Source organism: Streptodolium elevatio, from assembly GCF_053592165.1.
Map to the genome: position 1 here is coordinate 52,776 of NZ_JBSFVE010000008.1, position 18,070 is coordinate 70,845.

At 71.3% G+C, this 18,070-nt stretch carries 15 protein-coding genes; 9 read left to right on the plus strand and 6 right to left on the minus strand.

Annotated features, from left to right (window positions below):
• Positions 1 to 207 precede the first annotated feature (207 nt).
• A complete protein-coding gene (locus tag ACWD12_RS16645) occupies positions 208 to 819 on the plus strand; it encodes a TetR/AcrR family transcriptional regulator (protein ID WP_358354806.1) in 612 nt (203 codons plus the stop codon).
• 220 nt (positions 820 to 1,039) lie between these two features.
• Here ACWD12_RS16645 and ACWD12_RS16650 read toward each other — a convergent pair whose 3' ends face one another.
• A complete protein-coding gene (locus ACWD12_RS16650; RefSeq protein ID WP_358354803.1) occupies positions 1,040 to 2,401 on the minus strand; it encodes a glutamine synthetase family protein in 1,362 nt (453 codons plus the stop codon).
• Positions 2,402 to 2,605: 204 nt separating this feature from the next.
• Between ACWD12_RS16650 and ACWD12_RS16655 the strand changes: the two genes are divergently transcribed.
• The 3 genes from ACWD12_RS16655 to ACWD12_RS16665 all read left to right on the plus strand — a co-directional run bounded on the left by ACWD12_RS16655 (position 2,606) and on the right by ACWD12_RS16665 (position 5,844).
• Entirely contained in the window at positions 2,606 to 3,046 is a 441-nt protein-coding gene (locus ACWD12_RS16655) for a carboxymuconolactone decarboxylase family protein (protein WP_358354800.1), read from the plus strand.
• Positions 3,043 to 4,014, plus strand: a complete 972-nt coding sequence (gene sigJ / locus ACWD12_RS16660; RefSeq protein WP_450100113.1) for an RNA polymerase sigma factor SigJ — start codon at positions 3,043 to 3,045, stop codon at positions 4,012 to 4,014. The genes ACWD12_RS16655 and sigJ overlap by 4 nt, the downstream gene beginning before the upstream one ends.
• Before the next feature lie 69 nt (positions 4,015 to 4,083).
• Positions 4,084 to 5,844: an NAD+ synthase gene (locus ACWD12_RS16665; RefSeq protein WP_450100114.1), complete on the plus strand. Its 1,761-nt coding sequence runs from the start codon at positions 4,084 to 4,086 to the stop codon at positions 5,842 to 5,844.
• A gap of 13 nt (positions 5,845 to 5,857) precedes the next feature.
• Here ACWD12_RS16665 and ACWD12_RS16670 read toward each other — a convergent pair whose 3' ends face one another.
• On the minus strand, positions 5,858 to 6,805 hold the full coding sequence (locus ACWD12_RS16670; protein WP_450100115.1) for a hypothetical protein: 948 nt from the start codon (positions 6,803 to 6,805) through the stop codon (positions 5,858 to 5,860).
• 37 nt (positions 6,806 to 6,842) lie between these two features.
• Here ACWD12_RS16670 and ACWD12_RS16675 point away from each other — a divergent pair, with 37 nt between their 5' ends.
• The 3 genes from ACWD12_RS16675 to ACWD12_RS16685 all read left to right on the plus strand — a co-directional run bounded on the left by ACWD12_RS16675 (position 6,843) and on the right by ACWD12_RS16685 (position 10,993).
• Positions 6,843 to 7,346: a RidA family protein gene (locus tag ACWD12_RS16675; protein WP_450100116.1), complete on the plus strand. Its 504-nt coding sequence runs from the start codon at positions 6,843 to 6,845 to the stop codon at positions 7,344 to 7,346.
• 287 nt (positions 7,347 to 7,633) lie between these two features.
• Entirely contained in the window at positions 7,634 to 9,397 is a 1,764-nt protein-coding gene (locus ACWD12_RS16680) for an acyl-CoA dehydrogenase family protein (protein ID WP_450100117.1), read from the plus strand.
• A gap of 105 nt (positions 9,398 to 9,502) precedes the next feature.
• Positions 9,503 to 10,993 (plus strand): amidase, encoded by a 1,491-nt coding sequence (locus ACWD12_RS16685; protein WP_450100118.1) that lies wholly within the window; start codon positions 9,503 to 9,505, stop codon positions 10,991 to 10,993.
• 60 nt (positions 10,994 to 11,053) lie between these two features.
• Here ACWD12_RS16685 and ACWD12_RS16690 read toward each other — a convergent pair whose 3' ends face one another.
• The 3 genes from ACWD12_RS16690 to ACWD12_RS16700 all read right to left on the minus strand — a co-directional run bounded on the left by ACWD12_RS16690 (position 11,054) and on the right by ACWD12_RS16700 (position 14,652).
• A complete protein-coding gene (locus tag ACWD12_RS16690) occupies positions 11,054 to 12,082 on the minus strand; it encodes an endonuclease/exonuclease/phosphatase family protein (RefSeq protein WP_450100119.1) in 1,029 nt (342 codons plus the stop codon).
• A 188-nt stretch (positions 12,083 to 12,270) separates the two neighbouring features.
• Positions 12,271 to 13,071, minus strand: coding sequence for a TetR/AcrR family transcriptional regulator (locus ACWD12_RS16695; protein WP_450100120.1), 801 nt, complete (start codon positions 13,069 to 13,071; stop codon positions 12,271 to 12,273).
• A gap of 3 nt (positions 13,072 to 13,074) precedes the next feature.
• Positions 13,075 to 14,652, minus strand: a complete 1,578-nt coding sequence (locus ACWD12_RS16700; RefSeq protein WP_450100121.1) for an MFS transporter — start codon at positions 14,650 to 14,652, stop codon at positions 13,075 to 13,077.
• Positions 14,653 to 15,008: 356 nt separating this feature from the next.
• Here ACWD12_RS16700 and panB point away from each other — a divergent pair, with 356 nt between their 5' ends.
• Together panB and ACWD12_RS16710 are read left to right on the plus strand one after the other, a co-directional pair.
• The gene (gene panB / locus ACWD12_RS16705) at positions 15,009 to 15,938 is read left to right on the plus strand and encodes a 3-methyl-2-oxobutanoate hydroxymethyltransferase (RefSeq protein ID WP_450100122.1); all 930 of its coding nucleotides are present in this window, start codon (positions 15,009 to 15,011) and stop codon (positions 15,936 to 15,938) included.
• 161 nt (positions 15,939 to 16,099) lie between these two features.
• Complete coding sequence (locus ACWD12_RS16710; protein ID WP_450100123.1) at positions 16,100 to 16,879, plus strand: site-2 protease family protein; 780 nt, start codon at positions 16,100 to 16,102, stop codon at positions 16,877 to 16,879.
• A 10-nt stretch (positions 16,880 to 16,889) separates the two neighbouring features.
• Here the strand turns inward: ACWD12_RS16710 and ACWD12_RS16715 are convergent, their stop codons facing one another.
• A complete protein-coding gene (locus tag ACWD12_RS16715) occupies positions 16,890 to 18,023 on the minus strand; it encodes an AI-2E family transporter (RefSeq protein ID WP_450100124.1) in 1,134 nt (377 codons plus the stop codon).
• Positions 18,024 to 18,070: the final 47 nt, after the last annotated feature.

Genomic DNA, 18,070 nt, shown 5'->3' on the forward strand with positions numbered 1-18,070 from the left:
AGGGAGCTCCCGACGGCCGCACGCCGTAGGCGCGTCCCGACCATCGAGTCCCCCGACCGCGATGACCGGTGCCGACGCGCTACCCGCCCGGTGGTTCAGGAGAACCGTCCCGTCAGGTCGTCCGTCCCACGGCCTGGGGGATCCTCCGTCTTGCCAGTTCTCCATACGCCACCGTACGGGAAGTCACCCTACGTTAGCGTGTGAGGCATGCGCAACGGTGTTCCCCCGGACAGTGTCCGAACAGACAGACCCGCACGGGCCGGCAGACGCACGCTGTCGCGGGACGATTGGGCACGCGCCGCTCTCGAGGCGATGCGCGAAAGCGGCCTCGGCGCCATCGCCGTGGAACCGCTCGCCGAACGTCTCGGGACGACCAAGGGCAGCTTCTACTGGCACTTCAAGGACCGCGACGCGCTCATCCACGCCGCCCTCGAACTGTGGGTCGAAGAGTCCGACGCGATGATGTCGGCCGCCGCCCGCATCACCGATCCGGCCGAACGCGGGCGGTGGCTCACCGAGTTCGCGTTCACCGGACCGCAGGGCGCGGACATCAGCACCACCCTGCTGGTGAACTCGACGCACCCGGTCGTCGGCCCCTTCCTGGAGCGCGTCACCGAGCAGCGCATCGCGTGGGGCGCGTCCCTCAACGAGGAGCTGGGCCTCGCCCCGGAGGCCGCGCGGCAGCACGCGCTGGCCGCCTGGATGGTCGCGGTAGGCATCGCGCTGGTCCGCCGCGGCGCGCCGCAACTGCTCCCGCAGGGTGACGAGTCCGACGCGTTCAAGCGCTACATCATGGAGCTGCTGCGCCCGAGGCCGTGACCGGCGCGCCCGCCTCGGCGGGCGTACCGGGGACGGCTCGGCGGCCCGCGGCGGTCCGCCGCCCACGGGGGAACGGGCGGCGCGCGATGCGGCACGCCTGCCGAGGTGTCCCCGAAGGGACGCGTCGGCAGGCGGTCAGGTTGCGGGTCGGTACGGCGGTGGCGCGGGCGGTCGGCACATCCGCCGGCCGACACGTCACGCGGCCGACGGCATGCGCGGGTTACAGGACCGGCAGGTACTTTTGCAGCTCGAACGGCGTGACCTGCTGCCGGTACTCCTCCCACTCCTGGCGCTTGTTACGCAGGAAGAACTCGAAGACGTGCTCGCCCAGCACCTCGGGCAGCAGCTCGCTCCGTTCCATCAGGGCGATGGCCTCGGCCAGGTTCTGCGGCAGCGGCGCGATGCCCAGCGCGCGGCGCTCGGCATCGGTCAGCGCCCACACGTCGTCCTCGGCACCGGCCGGCAGCTCGTAACCCTCTTCGACGCCCTTGAGCCCTGCACCGAGCAGGACGGCGAAGGTCAGGTACGGGTTGCACGCCGAGTCGATCGACCGCACCTCGATGCGCGTCGACTGGCCCTTGGTGGGCTTGTACATCGGCACCCGTACGAGCGCCGAGCGGTTGTTGTGCCCCCAGCAGATGTACGACGGGGCCTCGCCGCCCATGCCCGCGGTACGCGCCGACGCGCCCCACAGCCGCTTGTACGAGTTGACCCACTGGTTCGTGATAGCCGCCATCTCCCCCGCGTGCCGCAGCAGGCCCGCGATGAAGGAGCGCCCCACCTTGGAGAGCTGGTACTCCGCACCGGCCTCGTAGAAGGCGTTGCGGTCGCCCTCGAACAGCGACAGGTGGGTGTGCATGCCCGAGCCCGGGTACTGCGAGAACGGCTTCGGCATGAAGGACGCGTGCACGCCCTGCTCCAGCGCGACCTCCTTGACCACCAGGCGGAAGGTCATGATGTTGTCCGCGGTGCTGAGCGCGTCGGCGTACCGCAGGTCGATCTCCTGCTGGCCGGGGGCGCCCTCGTGGTGGCTGAACTCCACCGAGATCCCCATGTTCTCCAGCATGGTGATCGCCTGGCGGCGGAAGTCGTGGCTGACCATCTGGGGCGTGTGGTCGAAGTAGCCGCTGTGGTCGACCGGCGTGGGCGGCGTGCCGTCCAGCGGCATGTCCTTGAACAGGAAGAACTCGATCTCGGGGTGCGTGTAGAAGGTGAAGCCCCGGTCGGACGCGCGCTCCAGGGTGCGCTTCAGGACGTACCGCGGGTCCGCGAACGACGGCGAGCCGTCGGGCATGAGGATGTCGCAGAACATGCGGGCGGTCCCGGGCGCCTCGGCGCGCCACGGCAGTATCTGGAAGGTCGCAGGATCCGGCTTGGCCAGCATGTCCGACTCGTGCACGCGCGCGAAGCCCTCGATGGCCGAACCATCGAAGCCGATCCCCTCGGCAAACGCCTGTTCAAGCTCGGCAGGGGCCACGGCGACCGACTTGAGAAAGCCGAGCACATCGGTGAACCACAGGCGCACGAACCGAATGTCGCGCTCCTCCAGCGTGCGAAGCACGAACTCCTGCTGCTTATCCATGGGTACATCTTGGCCTGTCCCGGTTGCGAACACATTACGGGCCCTCCAACAAAGGGAGCGCGGCGCGAATCAGCCCCCCGGGCGTGACCGGCATCACACCGGCGGCTCCCGGGGACTGTCACATCCGCAGGGGGCCGCACCGTCGTTCTCACGTCCGCCGCATCCGGGCGGCGGGCCGCAAAAACACCGGAAGGACCGCCTCAAATGCAGCAGCGCATGGACATCTCCCAGGCCGCACCGCAGGGCTACCAGGCCGTCATCGGCCTGGAGAAGTACGTCCGGGCCAACGTCGACCCGACCCTCCTCCACCTGATCAAGCTGCGCGCGTCCGTCGTCAACGGCTGCGCCTTCTGCGTCGACATGCACAGCACCGAGGCGCTGAAGGACGGCGAGCAGGGCCGGCGCCTCTTCGCGGTGAGCGCGTGGCGCGAGTCGCCGTTCTTCTCCGAGGTCGAGCGGGCCGCGCTGGAGCTGACCGACGAGGTCACGGCGCTCGGCGAGCACGGTGTCACGGACCAGGTCTGGGCGGCGGCGCAGGACGCGTTCTCGGACAAGGAGCTCGCCGACATCATCCTCGCGATCAGTACGATCAACGTGTGGAACCGGGTCGCAGTGAGCACACACCTCCAGCCCCCGGCCCTGTGACGGAGACGCTCACCGAACGGCCGGCGTCCGGGAACGGCGCCGGGAGCGGGTACGACGAGGTCTTCGAGCGGCACCGGCAGGTGCTGCTCGGCCTCGCGTACCGCATGCTCGGCAGCTGGTGGGACGCCGAGGACTGCGTCCAGGAGGCGTGGCTGCGCTGGCGCCGGGCGACCGCCGACCCCGGCGCCGCGCCGATCGACGACCCGCGCGGCTGGCTCGTCACCGCCACCACCCGGCTCGCGCTCGACCAGCTGCGTTCGGCGCGGCACCGGCGGGAGACGTACGTCGGCCCCTGGGTGCCCGAGCCGGTGCCCACGGGCCGGCTCGCGCTCGACCCCGCCGAGACCGCGGCGCGGCGGTCCACGGTGTCGCTGGCCGCGTTGCGGCTGATGGAGCAGTTGTCGCCACCCGAACGGGCGGTCTTCCTGCTGCGCGAGGCGTTCGAACTGCCGTACCAGGAAATCGCCGACGCGCTGGGCATCGAGGCCGCCAACGCCCGGCAGCTGCACCGCCGCGCGGCCGGACGGCTGGACCGGGACCGTGTCCGCTTCCGCGTCGACAGCGGCGAACACCATGCGCTGGTCGACCGGTTCGTGGCGGCCGCGGCGTCGGGCGACCGCAAGGGGCTCGAATCGCTGCTGGCGCGCGACGTGGTGCTGTGGAACGACGGCGGCGGCCGGGTCAGCGCCGCGCGCAATCCCATCTACGGGCCGGAGCGGGTCGTACGCTTCCTGCTCGGCGTCATGGACCGCTGGCCCCGTACCCGCGCGCACCGCATCGAGGTCAACGGCGGCCCCGCGCTGCTGCTGGACTTCGACACCGTCCGGCTGCTGCTGAGCTTCGAGACGGGCGACGGAATCATCGTGGGGATCCAGGGAGTTGTGAACCCGGACAAGCTCGGCACGGTCGCCACGCCGGACGGTGAACCGTACTTCGAGTACCGGCCGGAGGACTTCCCGCCGGCCTGACCCGCGCGGCGCGCCGAGACCTCCTTCACTATTCGTCACTTTGACGTCAAGGTCGGCTAGACTGCCGTCGTGCCTCAGCTTCGGATCGCCCTCAGCCAGCTCAACCCCACCGTCGGCGACCTGACCCGCAACGCGGACCTGGTCGTCGCCTGGACCCGGCGCGCCGCCGCCAAGGGTGCGCACCTGGTCGCCTTCCCCGAGATGGTGCTCACCGGCTACCCGGTCGAAGACCTCGCCCTGCGGGCGTCCTTCGTCGAGGCGTCGCGCCGCACGCTCGACGCGCTCGCGCTGCGGCTCGCCGCCGAGGGCCTGGGCGACACCACCGTCGTCGTCGGCTACCTCGACCGCTGCGACACCTCCACGCCGCGGCTCGGCCTCCCGGCCGGGGCACCGCAGAACGCGGCGGCCGTGCTGCACGACGGCCGGGTGGTCGTGCGTACCGCGAAGCACCACCTGCCCAACTACGGCGTGTTCGACGAGGCCCGCTACTTCGTGCCGGGCGACACGCTGGCGGTCGTGCGGGTACACGGCATCGACGTCGCCCTCGCCATCTGCGAGGACCTGTGGCAGGACGGCGGTCCGGTCGCGGCGGTGCGGGCGGCCGGGGCGGGGCTGCTCATGGTCGTCAACGGGTCGCCGTACGAGCTGGCCAAGGACGACGTACGCCTCGACCTCGCCCGGAGGCGGGCCTCCGAGGCGGGGTGCGCGCTGGCATACGTCAACATGGTCGGCGGGCAGGACGAACTGGTCTTCGAGGGGGACTCCCTGGTCGTCGGCTACGACGGCCGACTCGTCGCCCGCGCCCCGCAGTTCGAGGAGGCGCTGCTGATCACCGACCTGGAGCTGCCGGCGGCGTCGACGGACGAGAGCGCGTACAACGCGGGCGACGTGGTCGCAGACGGACTGACGATCGTGCAGGCGACGGTGTCCGAGACGCCCGTGCCGCCCTACGAGCCGCTGGCGCCCACCGTCGCCGACCACCTCTCCGACGACGCCGAGATCTACTCCGCAACGGTCGTCGGCCTGCGCGACTACGCCGCGAAGAACGGCTTCAAGTCCGTGGTCCTGGGCCTGTCCGGCGGCATCGACTCCGCGCTCGTGGCGGCCATCGCGGCCGACGCCGTGGGAGCGGAGAACGTGTACGGCATCTCCATGCCGAGCAAGTACTCCTCCGACCATTCCAAGGACGACGCCGCCGACACCGCCGAGCGCATCGGCCTCAACTACCGGCAGGTTCCCATCGCGCCGATGGTCGACGCGTACCTCGACGCGGTGCACCTGACCGGCGTCGCCGAGGAGAACCTCCAGGCGCGCGTGCGCGGCACGACCCTGATGGGCGTCTCCAACCAGGACGGCCACCTCGTCCTCGCGACCGGCAACAAGAGCGAACTCGCCTGCGGCTACTCGACCTTGTACGGTGACGCGGTCGGCGGCTTCGCGCCGGTCAAGGACCTCCCGAAGACGGTCGTGTGGCGCATCGCGCGCTGGCGCAACGAGGAGGCGCTGCGCCGCGGCACCGTGCCGCCCATCCCGGAGAACTCCATCACCAAGCCCCCGAGCGCCGAACTGCGGCCGGACCAGAAGGACTCCGACTCGCTGCCGGACTACGAGATCCTCGACGACATTCTGGACGACTACGTCGAACTCGACATGGGCCGCGACGAGATCGTCGCCGCGGGCTTCGACCCCGACCTCGTCGACCGTGTCCTCAAGCTCGTCGACAGTGCCGAGTACAAGCGCCGCCAGTACCCGCCCGGGACCAAGATCTCCCTCAAGGCCTTCGGCCGCGACCGCCGCCTGCCCATCACCAACCGCTGGCGCGAGAGCTGACCCGGTCGGCTCGTCAGTGGGGAGCCGGGCAGGCGCAGGAGTTCGGGTAGCCGGCTGCCATGCGGTCGAGCCGCTCGGCGTACGCTGCCCGGCCGAGGTCGCGGTAGGCCCTCGCCCACAGTGGCTTGAGCTCCGCGAAGTGGCAGGTGGGAGAGGTGACGAACGCGTCCATGAGCACGAGGAGAGCAGTCGCCGGATGCCCGGCGGCGAGGGCGCGGCGGGCCGCGGCCAACGTCTCGGCCAGGGACGGTTCGTCGCCGGGCGCGAAGGGTTCCCCGACGTCGAAGGCGGCGGCCGGGGCGAGAACTCCGATGCCGTCGTACCCGGGGTCGTTGCGCCACCCTCTCGGAACGTCGAACACGATCTCGAACTCGTCGTCTCTCGTCACGCCGGAGCCGTGCCAGGACGACCCCGGGTAGACCCGGTCCGGGTCCGGCCGCACGTGCAGTTCCGCGGGCAGCCGACCGACGAGCTCCCGTCTTTCCGTCGGGGGTGCGTCGTGCTGACGCAGCCGCCGCAGCGCCCACGACAGCATGAACTCCAGGCCGGAACGGGTGTCCGGGCCGATGAAGGTCACCCCGTGCTCGTGACCGCTCGCGAGCGCGACCGGGTGGTCCGTCCACCCCAGCTCCGGAGCGGGCACGAGCCAGCCGACGTACGCACCGGTCCCCAGGGCCCCGAACGGCACGAACTCCGGTGTGGCGTAGAGCGATACCGGCAGTCGCCGGTCGTCCTCGTCCGGCGGCGGGTACTGCTCCCAGCCGTTGTACGGACGCGGCGCCGCGACCAGGTCGAACATGAAGTCGTAGTGGGATTCAACGAGGGTGCGGTCGTACACCTCGGTCTCGAGGAGGGTGTCGTAGGCGTGCTGCCAAGCGACGTCGATCAACACGCGCAGCGCGGGCGGCGTGGCGAACGGAAACAGGTCGTCGACCCACGGCGGCGCGATCGGACCGGTCACAGCGGCCGAGGCTATCGCGACGCCTAACATCGTCCGCATGTCACCGACCTCCCCGGTCTCCCCCGAAACAGCGCTGGTACGTCTGGGACTTGCCGACGTACGGCCGCCTGCGCCGATCGGCAACTTCTGCTTCGGCGTACGCGCGGGCGACCTGTTCTTCGTGTCCGGCACGTACGGCACCACCAAGGACGCGGACGGCAACGACCAACTCCCGATCACCGGCAAGCTCGGCCGCGAACTCACCATCGAGGAAGGCCAGGCATCCGCCCGCCTCGTGGCGATCAACCTCCTCGCGATGGCTCGCGCGGAACTCGGCAGCCTCGACAAGGTCCTGCGTGTGGTCCGCCTGGCCGGCTACATCAATTGCGCCCCGGGCTTCGCCCAAGCCCCCGCCGTCCTGAACGGCGCCTCGGACCTCCTCATCGAGGTCTTCGGCCCCGAACTCGGCAAACACGCCCGCATAGCCCTCTACCAACCGGACCTCCCCCGCGAAGCCCCACTAACCGCCGAACTGACCCTCCAACTCCACCCCGACAAGTGACAGCCAAGACCGCCACCGTTGGCGCGGACGGTCCGTCTCGACCAAGGCGTTAATTGTGGGAACTCCCGCATTCGTCGGTCCGTACGGCGTCGCGTAGTCGACCCTGTCGATCCCGATCCGCGCGGGCTGGAGGGCGGTCGGGCGCGCTCCGGGCACTTGCACGCGGGCGAGGTCGGTGGGCCGTACTTCGTCCATGTGTATGTGATCCCGCTGAGCGAGTGAGTTCGCCCCTGTGGGCAATCGCCGGATGTCTTTCCTTGTAAAGATTGCCCTGTTAGCTTGCGCGGGTGGAGGACGACGAGCTGGACCTGCTTCGGGACACCGCCGCGCGTATCGCCGAGTCGCTGCGGCCTGCGGATACGACGCGCCTTATGGCCGCGGACAGTGCGCAGGCGTTGGCGGTTCTGGAACGGGCCGGGCTGACGGGGATGCGGGCGGCGGGGGCGACCGCCGCTCAGGTGGCCGTGGTCGCCACCGAGTTGGCGCGTACGTCGGCGCCCGTCGCGTACGTCGACGGCGAGTCGGGCGGCGAAGCCGCCCTCACGCTGGCGTTGGTGTGCGCGGATCTCGTGGGTGTCGCGCGCGGGGCGCTGGACGATGCCTTGCGGCACGCGCGTACGCGGACGCAGTTCGGGCGGGCGATCGGGGCGTTCCAGGCCGTCGCGCATCTGGCGGCCGAGGCGGCGGTGGAACTCGCGGCGGCGGAGGCGTTCGCTTCGCATGCCGCCTGGGCGGTGGACGCGTTGGCGGCCGACGAGGCACTCGCCGTGGCCGCGGCGGCGCGCGAGGTATGCGCAGAGGCTGCCGTCGCCGTCTGCGAGACGGCCATCCAGGTCCTCGGCGGCATGGGGATGACCTGGGAGCATCTGGCACACATACGGCTCCGGCGGGCCCACGCGGGTCGGCGGCGGGAGGTCGACGGGACGACGGCGAGCGGCGTGCTTCCGGATCTTCGAGGGCTGGACTCGCCTGCCGAGGCGGCGTTCAGGGCGGAACTGGTCGCGTGGATCGACGGGTTCGAGGCGGGGGCCGACGACAGCGCGGGGCGGCCTCGCCTCGCGTGGCATCGGGCGCTCTACTCGGCCGGATACGTGGGGGTGTCCTTCCCGGCGGCCTCGGGCGGACGGGGTATGCCGGCGGCGTACGAGGCCGTCGTCAACGACGAGTTGGGGTTCCGCGGCATGCCGCCGGTCCCGCCGATCGGTCATCTCGCGCACGCGTTGCGGCGGTTCGGTAGCGACGCGCAGCGGGAGACGTACCTTGCCGATCTGCTGTCGGGCGCGGTCGCGTGGTGCCAGGGGTTCAGCGAGCCGGGAGCGGGGTCGGACCTCGCGGCGCTGACGACGAAGGCCCGTCGCGAGAGCGACGCGTACCGCGTGAACGGCACCAAGATCTGGACCAGCGACGCCGTGGACTCCGACCGGTGCCTGCTGCTGTGCCGGACCGGCGAGGCCGGGCACCGGGGCCTGTCGATGCTGATCGTGCCGATGGACGCCCCCGGGGTACGCGTCGATCCGATCGTCACCGCCTTCGAGACGCGGGAGTTCGCGCAGGTCTTCTTCGACGACGTACGCGTGCCCGCCGCCGACCGGCTCGGCGGCGAGGGCGACGGGTGGGCCATCGCGATGGCGCTGCTGGCGTACGAGCGGGGCCCGGCCGACATCGGCTGGACGTCCCGCCTCGCCGCCGCCGTCGCGGAGATGCGCGCCCGGGGAACCGGCGGCGATCCGGTGCTCGCCCACCGCCTCGACCACGCCGAGCGGTGGCTGTACGCACTACGCCTCCGGGTGCGAGCCCGCCTGAACGCCCGTGACACGAACGACAGCGCCGATGCCGACCGCGTCCCCGGCCCCGGCCCCGAGGGCTCGATCGACAAGCTGCTGCTCACGCGCGTCGACAAGCTCATCGGGCGGCTCCGACTCGACCTGGTGGGCGACGAGGCGATGACCGGGTATCTGTGGTCGCGCGCGGCCGGAATCTACGGTGGGACCGAGCAGATACAGCGCGACATCGTGGCGCAGCGCGTACTGGGTCTGCCCCGGGCGCGCTGACGGCCGTGACCACGGGTCGCTTGCACCTGACGGGGCATCAGCTTACGTTCGAGAAGTCCTCGGCTGATGACTTTCGGCCCCGTCGCCTCGGCCCCGGGAGGCCCTGTGAGCACGTCTGATTCCGGCGCGGTGCGCGACTTCCTCGCCTCCGACGGCATCACGCCCTCGGAAGGTGAGCTCGCGGCACTGGCCGCCGCACGCGCCCAGGCGGAAGCGGACGCCCGGACACTGCACGCCACCGCACCTGCCGAAGGCGAGAACGCCGGACTCCCCGGCCGCGCACCGGCCTTCGCCGAGGGCACCGCCCCGGACGCCACGCACACTCCTGACGGCTCCCTCCTCCGCACCGCCGACGCGCTCGCGCAGGGGAAGGTGTCGAGCGTCGAACTGGTCACCGAACTACTCGCCCGCGCCGACGCGTCCGACCCCGGGCTCGGCGTCTACCTCGCGCGGTTCGACGACGCCGCGCTGGCCGCCGCCCGCGACGCGGACGACGCGCGGGCCCGGGGCGACGTACGCGGACCTCTGCACGGCGTCCCCATCACACTCAAGGACCTGATCGCCTCGGGCGAAGGACCCACGACCGCTCACTCCGCGGTCCCGCCGCGGCACACCGGCGGCGAGGACGCACTCGTCACCAGGCGGCTGCGCGACGCGGGGGCGGTCGTGCTCGGCAAGGTGTCGCTCTCGGAGTTCGGCTTCGGCGCCTCCGACGACCCCGAACTGCCGGTGACGCGCAATCCGTGGGACACCGAACGCTGGCCGGGCGGTTCGAGCTCGGGCAGCGCGGCGGGCGTCGCCGCCGGGCTTTTCCCCGCGTCCATCGGAACGGACACCGGCGGCAGCATCCGCATCCCGTCCGCGCTGTGCGGCGTGACCGGCTTCAAGCCGACGTTCGGCGCGGTCCCCGTCGACGGCGTCGTGCCGGGTGCGCCGACCGTGGACACCGTCGGGCCGATCGCCGCCGACGCGGCCGACTGCCTCGCGCTCTACCAGGTCATCGCGGGCGTGCCGGCCCGAGGACCGGGCGATCCCGGGATCCTGCGCGGGCTGCGGGTCGCGGTGGACACGACAGGGCTCGACCGGCCGGGTGCGGATCCGGCGGCGGGGCGCGCGGTGGCGGACGCGGTCCGTGTTCTGGCCGACGCGGGCGCCGTCATCCGCGAGCAGGCGGTTCCGGGTCTCGCGGACCTGGAGACGGCGTGCCGGATCGTGCAGGGTGCGGAGACGTACGACACGCACCGCGAGCGGCTCGCGCGGCACTGGTCGGCGTACGGCTCGCTCACCCGCGTGTTCATGGCCGCCGGAGCCTTCTGGACGGCCCGCGACTACCTGCACGCCCAGCGCGTGCGCGCCCGCGGGCGTCGACAGGTCGCGGAGTTCCTGGGCGAATACGACGTCGTGCTCAGTGCCACCGTCGGCACCGCCGCGCCCCGGCTGGACGCCGGACTCCTGCACCTGCTCCCGCTCTTCTACCCTCGGTGTGGAACGCCACGGGCTTCCCGGCGGTCTCGCTCCCCGGCCCGCCGAACGACGCGGGCCTGCCGATCGGCCTGCAATTGGCGGCCGCACCGGCGGCGGACCACCGCCTGCTGACAGCCGCCCACGCGCTGCAGACGCGGACCGACTGGCACCTGCGGAGGCCGGCGCCGAGCGTCAGAACTTGAGGTCCGCGCTCACCGGACGGTGGTCGCTCGACGTCTTGGGCAGCACCTTGGCGCTGACCGTGTCGACGCCGCGCACCATCACGTGGTCGATAGCGGCCATCGGCAGCGACGAGGGCCAGGTGAAGCCGAAGCCACCGCCCGCGGCCTCCTGCGCGTCGGTCAGGCCGTCGGTGAGCGGTTCGAGGCCACGGTCGTCGACGGTGCCGTTGAGGTCGCCCATCAGCACAATGTTGTCGGAATCGTCGCGGTCGACGGCGGCCGCGAGCCGGCGGACCGTGTCGTCGCGCGAGGCCACGCCGAAGCCGCTCGGGCCGAAGCGGACGGAGGCGAGGTGGGCGACGTACACCGTGAGCTCGCCCTTGGGGGTCCTGACCTCGGCGCGGATCGCGCGGGTCCAGCCCATGCCGACGTCGACCGCACTGACGTTCTCGATCGGGTAGCGGCTCCAGAGCGCGACGGTGCCTTCGGCGACGTGGTACTCGTACGCGTCGTCCAGCACCGTGCCGTACCGCCCGCTCTCGCCCGAGGGGATCTCCTGGAGCGCGACGATGTCGGCCTTCGAGGCCAGCAGCGATTGCGCGGTGCCCGAGGGGTCGGGGTTCTCGGCGTTGATGTTGTGGGTGACCACGCGCACGTCGTACGGCCCGCTCCCCGCCGCGGAGAACGCCGTGCCGCCGAACATCGCGAGCCAGACGGCGACCGGGAGCAGGGTGGCGACGAGGGCGGTCCAGGACCGCCGTACGCCCGCCGCGACCAGCAGCGGCAGCACCAGCAGTCCCGTCCACGGCAGGAACGTCTCCACGAGCGAGCCGATCTGTCCCGGGGTGTTGGGGATGAACGCGTGTCCGCCGATGAACAGCGCGACGGCGGCCGCGCACCCGGCGACGATCCGGCCGCGGCGCCACGACGGCCGCTCCATGAGCGCCTTGAAACCGGGCCACTGGGGCAGCCCGCGACGGGTGCCCCGTCCGGCCGCGGTCGCCGGCGGCGCGTGGGTCTCCGCGGTGGGCCACGTCATTGCTGTCTCCTGGGGTAGCTCGGCGCGGAGGCCGATTCCCCCTGCGGCGAATGTCGCATACGTCCTCTGAGGACGCACGCCGCACGCCGGGAGGTTCCCCGGCGACACCGCCGGGACGTTTCCGGGACACGACCGTCACAAACCACTCGTTCGAGCGGGATCGGAGGGGCTACCGACCGGTCTCCGCCCTACACCGGACCACCCGCCGTGCCGACGTCCGCGCTGTGCTGCGAGCCGGCCGCCGAGCCGGTCCCCGGCCCGTCCGCCGAATCAGCCGCCGACCCGGCACCAACCCCCCGCCCGCTGATCCCGCGCAGGACCGTGTCCACCACCTGCGCCGGCAACTCCTGTGGCACCTCGGTCTCGTGCACGAGCTTGCGGATCAGCATCGGGGCCGCGAGCAGGTCCCGCATCAGCTCCACCGACAGGTCCGCACGCAGCTCGCCCGTCTCGATGCCGCGGCGCAGGACGACCCGCATGGCCTCGCGGCGCCGCTCGATGACCATCTCGTGGTAGCGGCGATACAGCTCCGGGTGCTGGTGGACCTCGGTGAGCACCATCGCGACCAGGCCTTCGCCGCGCCGGCCGACCAGGTTGGCGCGCATGGCCTCCAGAAGGCGTACGAGGTCGTCCCGCACGTTCTCGCCGACCAACTCGGGGATCGGCTCCTCCGCGGCCTCGACGGCCGCGATGACCAGCGCCTCCTTGTTGGGCCAGCGCCGGTAGATGGTCGCCTTCCCGACCCCGGCCTGCTGCGCGACGGCCTCGATGGACAGCGCGCCCACGCTGCCCTGTTCGCCGATGAGCCGCAGCGTCGTGTCCAGGATCGCGCGCTCCACGGTCGCGCTCCGCGGCCGTCCCCTCGGTCGCGCGGACGGGACCTGCGGAGCGTCGCCCACCGGGCAGGGCGCATCCTCCGCGACACGCGGCTCGACCCCGCCGGCGTGCTGCTCGGCGGGGTCTGCCGCGTCGTTTCTCACCGGGTTCATCGGTCAGACCTTAGCGGTCTCGCGATGCTGTTCCGGCTGCTCCGGCGCGCCCTCCACCGGCTTGCGAGGCATCCACTTGAACACCACGACCGCGCCGATGGCACCGACGAGCGCGGATCCCAGCGCGGAGTAGTGCATCGCCTGGATGAAGGCGTCCTTGGCCGGGTCCACCCATCCGGCCCCGGCCGGCCCCGCATGGGCGGCCGCGCCGAGGGTCGCCTCGATCGACTCGTCGGCACCCTTCGGTACGCCGTTGCCGGCGATCTCGTCGCGGTAGACCGACGACAGGACCGAGCCGAGGACCGCGACGCCGAGCGCACCGCCGACCTGCCGCACGGTGTTCGTCACCGCGGAGCCGGCCCCGGCCTTCTCACGCGGCAGCGAGGCCATCACGGAGTTGGTCGCGGGCGGCATGACCAGCGACATTCCGATGCCCTGGAGGAAGAACACCACGCACAGGATCCACATGGGGGTGTCCCGGCCCATGAGGGTGAAGGACGACAGCGTCCCGGTGACCACCAGCATGCCGACGGTCGTGACCGCGCGGACGCCGAATTTGCGTACGAGCCCCGCACTGCGCGGCGCGAACAGCAGCTGGCCGATCGCGAGCGGGAGCAGGAACAGGCCGGTCTCCAGCGGCGTGTACCCGCGCACGCTCTGCAGGTAGAACGCCATGAAGAAGGTCACGCCCATGAGCGCGAAGAACACCAGGCCTATGGCGGCCGACGCGGCGGAGAAGGACCGCTCGCGGAAGAAGCGGATGTCGAGCGCCGGGTGGTCGCTGCGCTTCTCGTACCAGACGAAGGTGGCCAGGATCGCGAGGCCGACCGCGATGGTGGCGAGCACCTCGGGGTTCGTCCAGGAGTCCTCGCCGCCCTTGATGATGCCGTACACGAGGGAGACGAGGCCCGCGATGGACAGCGCGACGCCGACGGGGTCGAGCCTGCCGGGGCGGGGGTCCTTGGAGTCCGGCACGATCAGGATCATGGCGGCGACGCCGATGATGACGATCGGCACGTTGATGAGGAAGACCGAGCCCCACCAGAAGTGTTCGAGCAGCGCTCCGCCGGTGATCGGACCTATGGCGATGGCCAGTCCGACCGCGCCGGACCAGATGCCGATGGCCTTGGCCCGCTCGTGCGGCTCGAAGACGTTGCTGATGATCGAGAGCGTCGCGGGCATGACGAACGCGGCGCCGAAGCCCATCACCGCGCGGGCGGCGATCAGCTGGGTCGGGCTCTGGGACATCGCGGAGAGCAGCGACGCGACGCCGAAGACGACCATGCCGAACAGCAGCAGCTTCTTGCGGCCGAAGCGGTCACCCAGGATGCCGGCGGTGAACAGCAGGCCGGCGAAGACCAGCGTGTAGGAGTTGATCGCCCACTGGAGCTGGCTCTGCGATGCGCCGAGGCCCTCGTCGGGGTCGGCGATGACCTTGATGGCGACGTTGAGGATCGAGTTGTCGAGGACGACGACCAGCAGGCTCACGACCAGCACCGCGAGGATGTACCAGCGGCGCTTGTGCACGTGCGGGTCGACGGTTGTGGGCGGCGCGGCCGCCGGGTTGTCGGCTGTTGCCATGAGGTGTCCCCCCAGGTCCCGGCCCGTCCGGGCCTCTTGGTGGAGCGATCGGTGAGGTGACCGGCGAGGCGGTCGGTGGTTGCTCGACGGGTGCTCGACGGGTGCTCGACGGACTGTCGAGGGAATCGATACGAACGGGTCTCGTTTACGTGTCGACGGTACTCCCTTTTACGAAACGGTTTAGTCTCGTATCGTAAATACTCGGCAAACTGCGGCGGACGCCCGAGCGGCCGTCCGGTCCCCCGGCCGACCGGACCGAAGAGGGACCGGCGACCCTTTTGTCGTCGCGCGGCACGTGCCACCATGGCGTTAGTCCGGGGACGCCGACCGTGCGCCTCGAGATGAGGAGTCAGACAATGTCCGAGCAGCTTTCGCAGCAGTCCGCCGTACAGCCCCCCGCCACCTCGCCCGCAGCAGGCGCCCCGGCCGCACCCAAGGCGGCACCGGAAGGCCCCGGGCTCACCCTCTACGGCGGCAACGGCACCGGTCGGCGCGTGACCGTCCGCGACCTGGCCCGTGCGAAGCAGACCGGCGAGCGGTGGCCGATGCTCACCGCGTACGACGCGATGATCGCCTCGGTGTTCGACGACGCGGGCATACCCGTGCTGCTCGTCGGGGACTCCGCGGGCAACAACCACCTCGGCTACGAGAACACCATCCCCGTCACCGTGGACCAGTTGGTCATGCTCACCGGTGCGGTCGTACGCGGCACCAAGCGCGCGATGGTCGTGGCCGACCTCCCGTTCGGCTCCTACCAGGTCTCCCCGGCGCAGGCGCTGGAGACCGGCGCGCGCTTCATGAAGGAGGCCGGCGCCGGAGCGGTCAAGCTCGAAGGCGGCGTCGCCATGGCACCGCAGGTCGAGGCCCTGGTCACGGCCGGCGTGCCGGTCATGGCGCACATCGGCCTCACCCCGCAGTCCGTCAACGTGCTCGGCGGCTACCGCGTGCAGGGCCGCGGCGACGAGGCGGCGGCCCAGCTCCTCGCCGACGCCAAGGCCATGCAGGCGGCGGGCGCCTTCGCCGTCGTCCTCGAACTCGTGCCAGAGGAACTGGCCGCCAAGGTCACCGCGCAGCTCGACATCCCGACCGTCGGCATCGGCGCGGGCTCCGGCTGCGACGCCCAGGTCCTCGTCTGGACCGACATGGCCGGGCTCACCCCCGGCAAGCTGCCCAAGTTCGTCAAGCAGTACGCGGACCTGCGTGCCACCCTCGGCGACGCGGCGCGGGCGTTCGCGTCCGACGTGGTCGGCGGCGCGTACCCGGGCCCGGAGCACGCGTTCCACTGAGGTAGCCCGGGCTGCCGAACGGGCTGCCGGGACCGCGGGGAGCAGGGGCGGTCCGCCCGCTGCCGAGCGGGCCGACCTCCAACCCGCGTAGACCCGTCCGGATCCCTTGTGCCCCGTCCCCGCCTCCTGTGCCGAGGCGGCGGACGGGGCATACTTTCGGGATGACCGACGCCTGGACCCGCCGCGGTTCACACCTGCGCCACGTGCGGCCGTCGCCACTTTTCCTCGCACTCGTCGCCGTCTTCGGGATCTCCGGTGCCGTGTTGTGGAACGGCAGCGGCGACCAGGAGATCCCGGTCTTCCTCTTCGTCATGACCGGCTGGCTCGTCTCGCTGTGCCTCCACGAGTTCATGCACGCCTTCACCGCGCTGCGGGCGGGCGACACGTCGGTGATCGACAAGGGCTACCTGACGCTCGACCCGCTCAAGTACAGCGACCCGCTGTTCACCTTCGCCATCCCGACCGTATTCGTCCTGCTCGGCGGCATCCCGCTGACCGGCGGCGCGGTCTGGATCGAGCGCGGACTCATCCGCGGCAAGGCGCAGCACAGCCTGGTCTCGGCCGCCGGGCCGCTGGTCAACATCGTGTTCGCGGGCGTGGGTGTCGCGCTCATCAACTCGTCGGTCTTCGACGGGTCGAGCCCGGCCTTCTACGCGGCGGTCGTCTTCTTCACCCAGCTGCAGATCATCGCGGCGGTCATCAACCTGCTGCCGGTGCCGGGCCTCGACGGCTACGGGATCATCGAGCCGTGGCTGCCGTACGACTTCCGGCGCTCGATCGCGCCGTTCGCGCCGTACGCCCCCCTGCTGCTCTTCGGCCTGCTGCTGACGCCGGAGATCAACCACTGGTTCTTCGACCAGGTCCACACCCTCACGAACGCGCTCGACGTCCCGGACGAATGGGCGTCCGCGGGCTACCGCCTCTTCCAGTTCTGGAAGTAGCGCGAGGCCGCTAACCGTCCTCACCCCCGCGGCCGGGACCGCTGCCGTCCGGGCGCTTCCGCCCCAGCCGTCGGCGCTTCGGGCGTTCCTGGTGCGCGGGCGCGAGCGGGTGCTCGGTGACCGCGTACCGGCGCACGTACGTGCTGGAGAACGCCGTCGCGGTCGCCGTCGCCGGGATCGCGATGAGCGCGCCCGTCGGACCGAGCAGCGCGGCCCCCGCGATCACCGAGCCGAACGCGACCGCGGGGTGGATGTCGACGGTCATCGACGTGATGCGCGGGTGCAGCAGGTAGTTCTCGAACTGCTGGTACGCGGTGGCGAACACGATCACCCACAACGCGTCCACCGGGCTCTCGGTCAGCGCCACGATCGCGGGCAGCGCGGCGGCCAGGTACGTGCCCACGGTCGGGATGAACTGGCTGATCAGCCCCACCCACATGGCCAGCGCGATCGCGTAGTCGAGACCGATGGCGAGGAAGAAGATGTAGTGCGCGACGGCCGACACCAAGGCCATCAGCGCCCGCGAGTAGAGATAGCCGCCGGTCTTGTCGATCGCGATCTCCCAGGCCCGCAGCACCTCGGCCTGCCGGGTCGGGGGCAGCAGCGAGCACAGCGCTCGGCGTACGCGCGGGCCTTCGGCGGCGAAGTAGAACGTGAACAGCCCGATGGTGAACAGCTCGAAGAGCCCGCCCACGATGGCCGCGCCGAGCCCGAGCGCGTTGTCCGCGATCGTCTCGGCATAGCCCTGCACGGTGTTCGAGTCCTTGAACAGACCGCCCTGGATCTTCTCCATCGTCAGCTCGGCGTCGAAGCGCTTGTTGATCCAGTCGAGCAGCGACTGGATGTGGTCCGGCAGGTCGTGTGCGAGCTCCACGACCTGGTCGACCAGGAGCGAGCCGATCGCGGCGATGATCCCGGCGAAGGCGATGAGGACGACGACGAACACGATGCCGGTGGCGACACCGCGCCGCATGCCGCGCCGGGCCAACCGGTCGACCGCGGGTTCGATCGCGAGGGACAGGAAGAGCGCGATCAACAAGTCGGTGAGGAAGCCGCGTAAGTGCCCGAACGCCCACCGCAGCAGCAGGAACCCGATGAACGTCGCGAACACCAGCAGGACGGCGCGCGGCAGCCACGGCGGCATGCGTTCCCCCAGAATCCCGCCACCCGACGGCACCGCCCCGTCGCCCC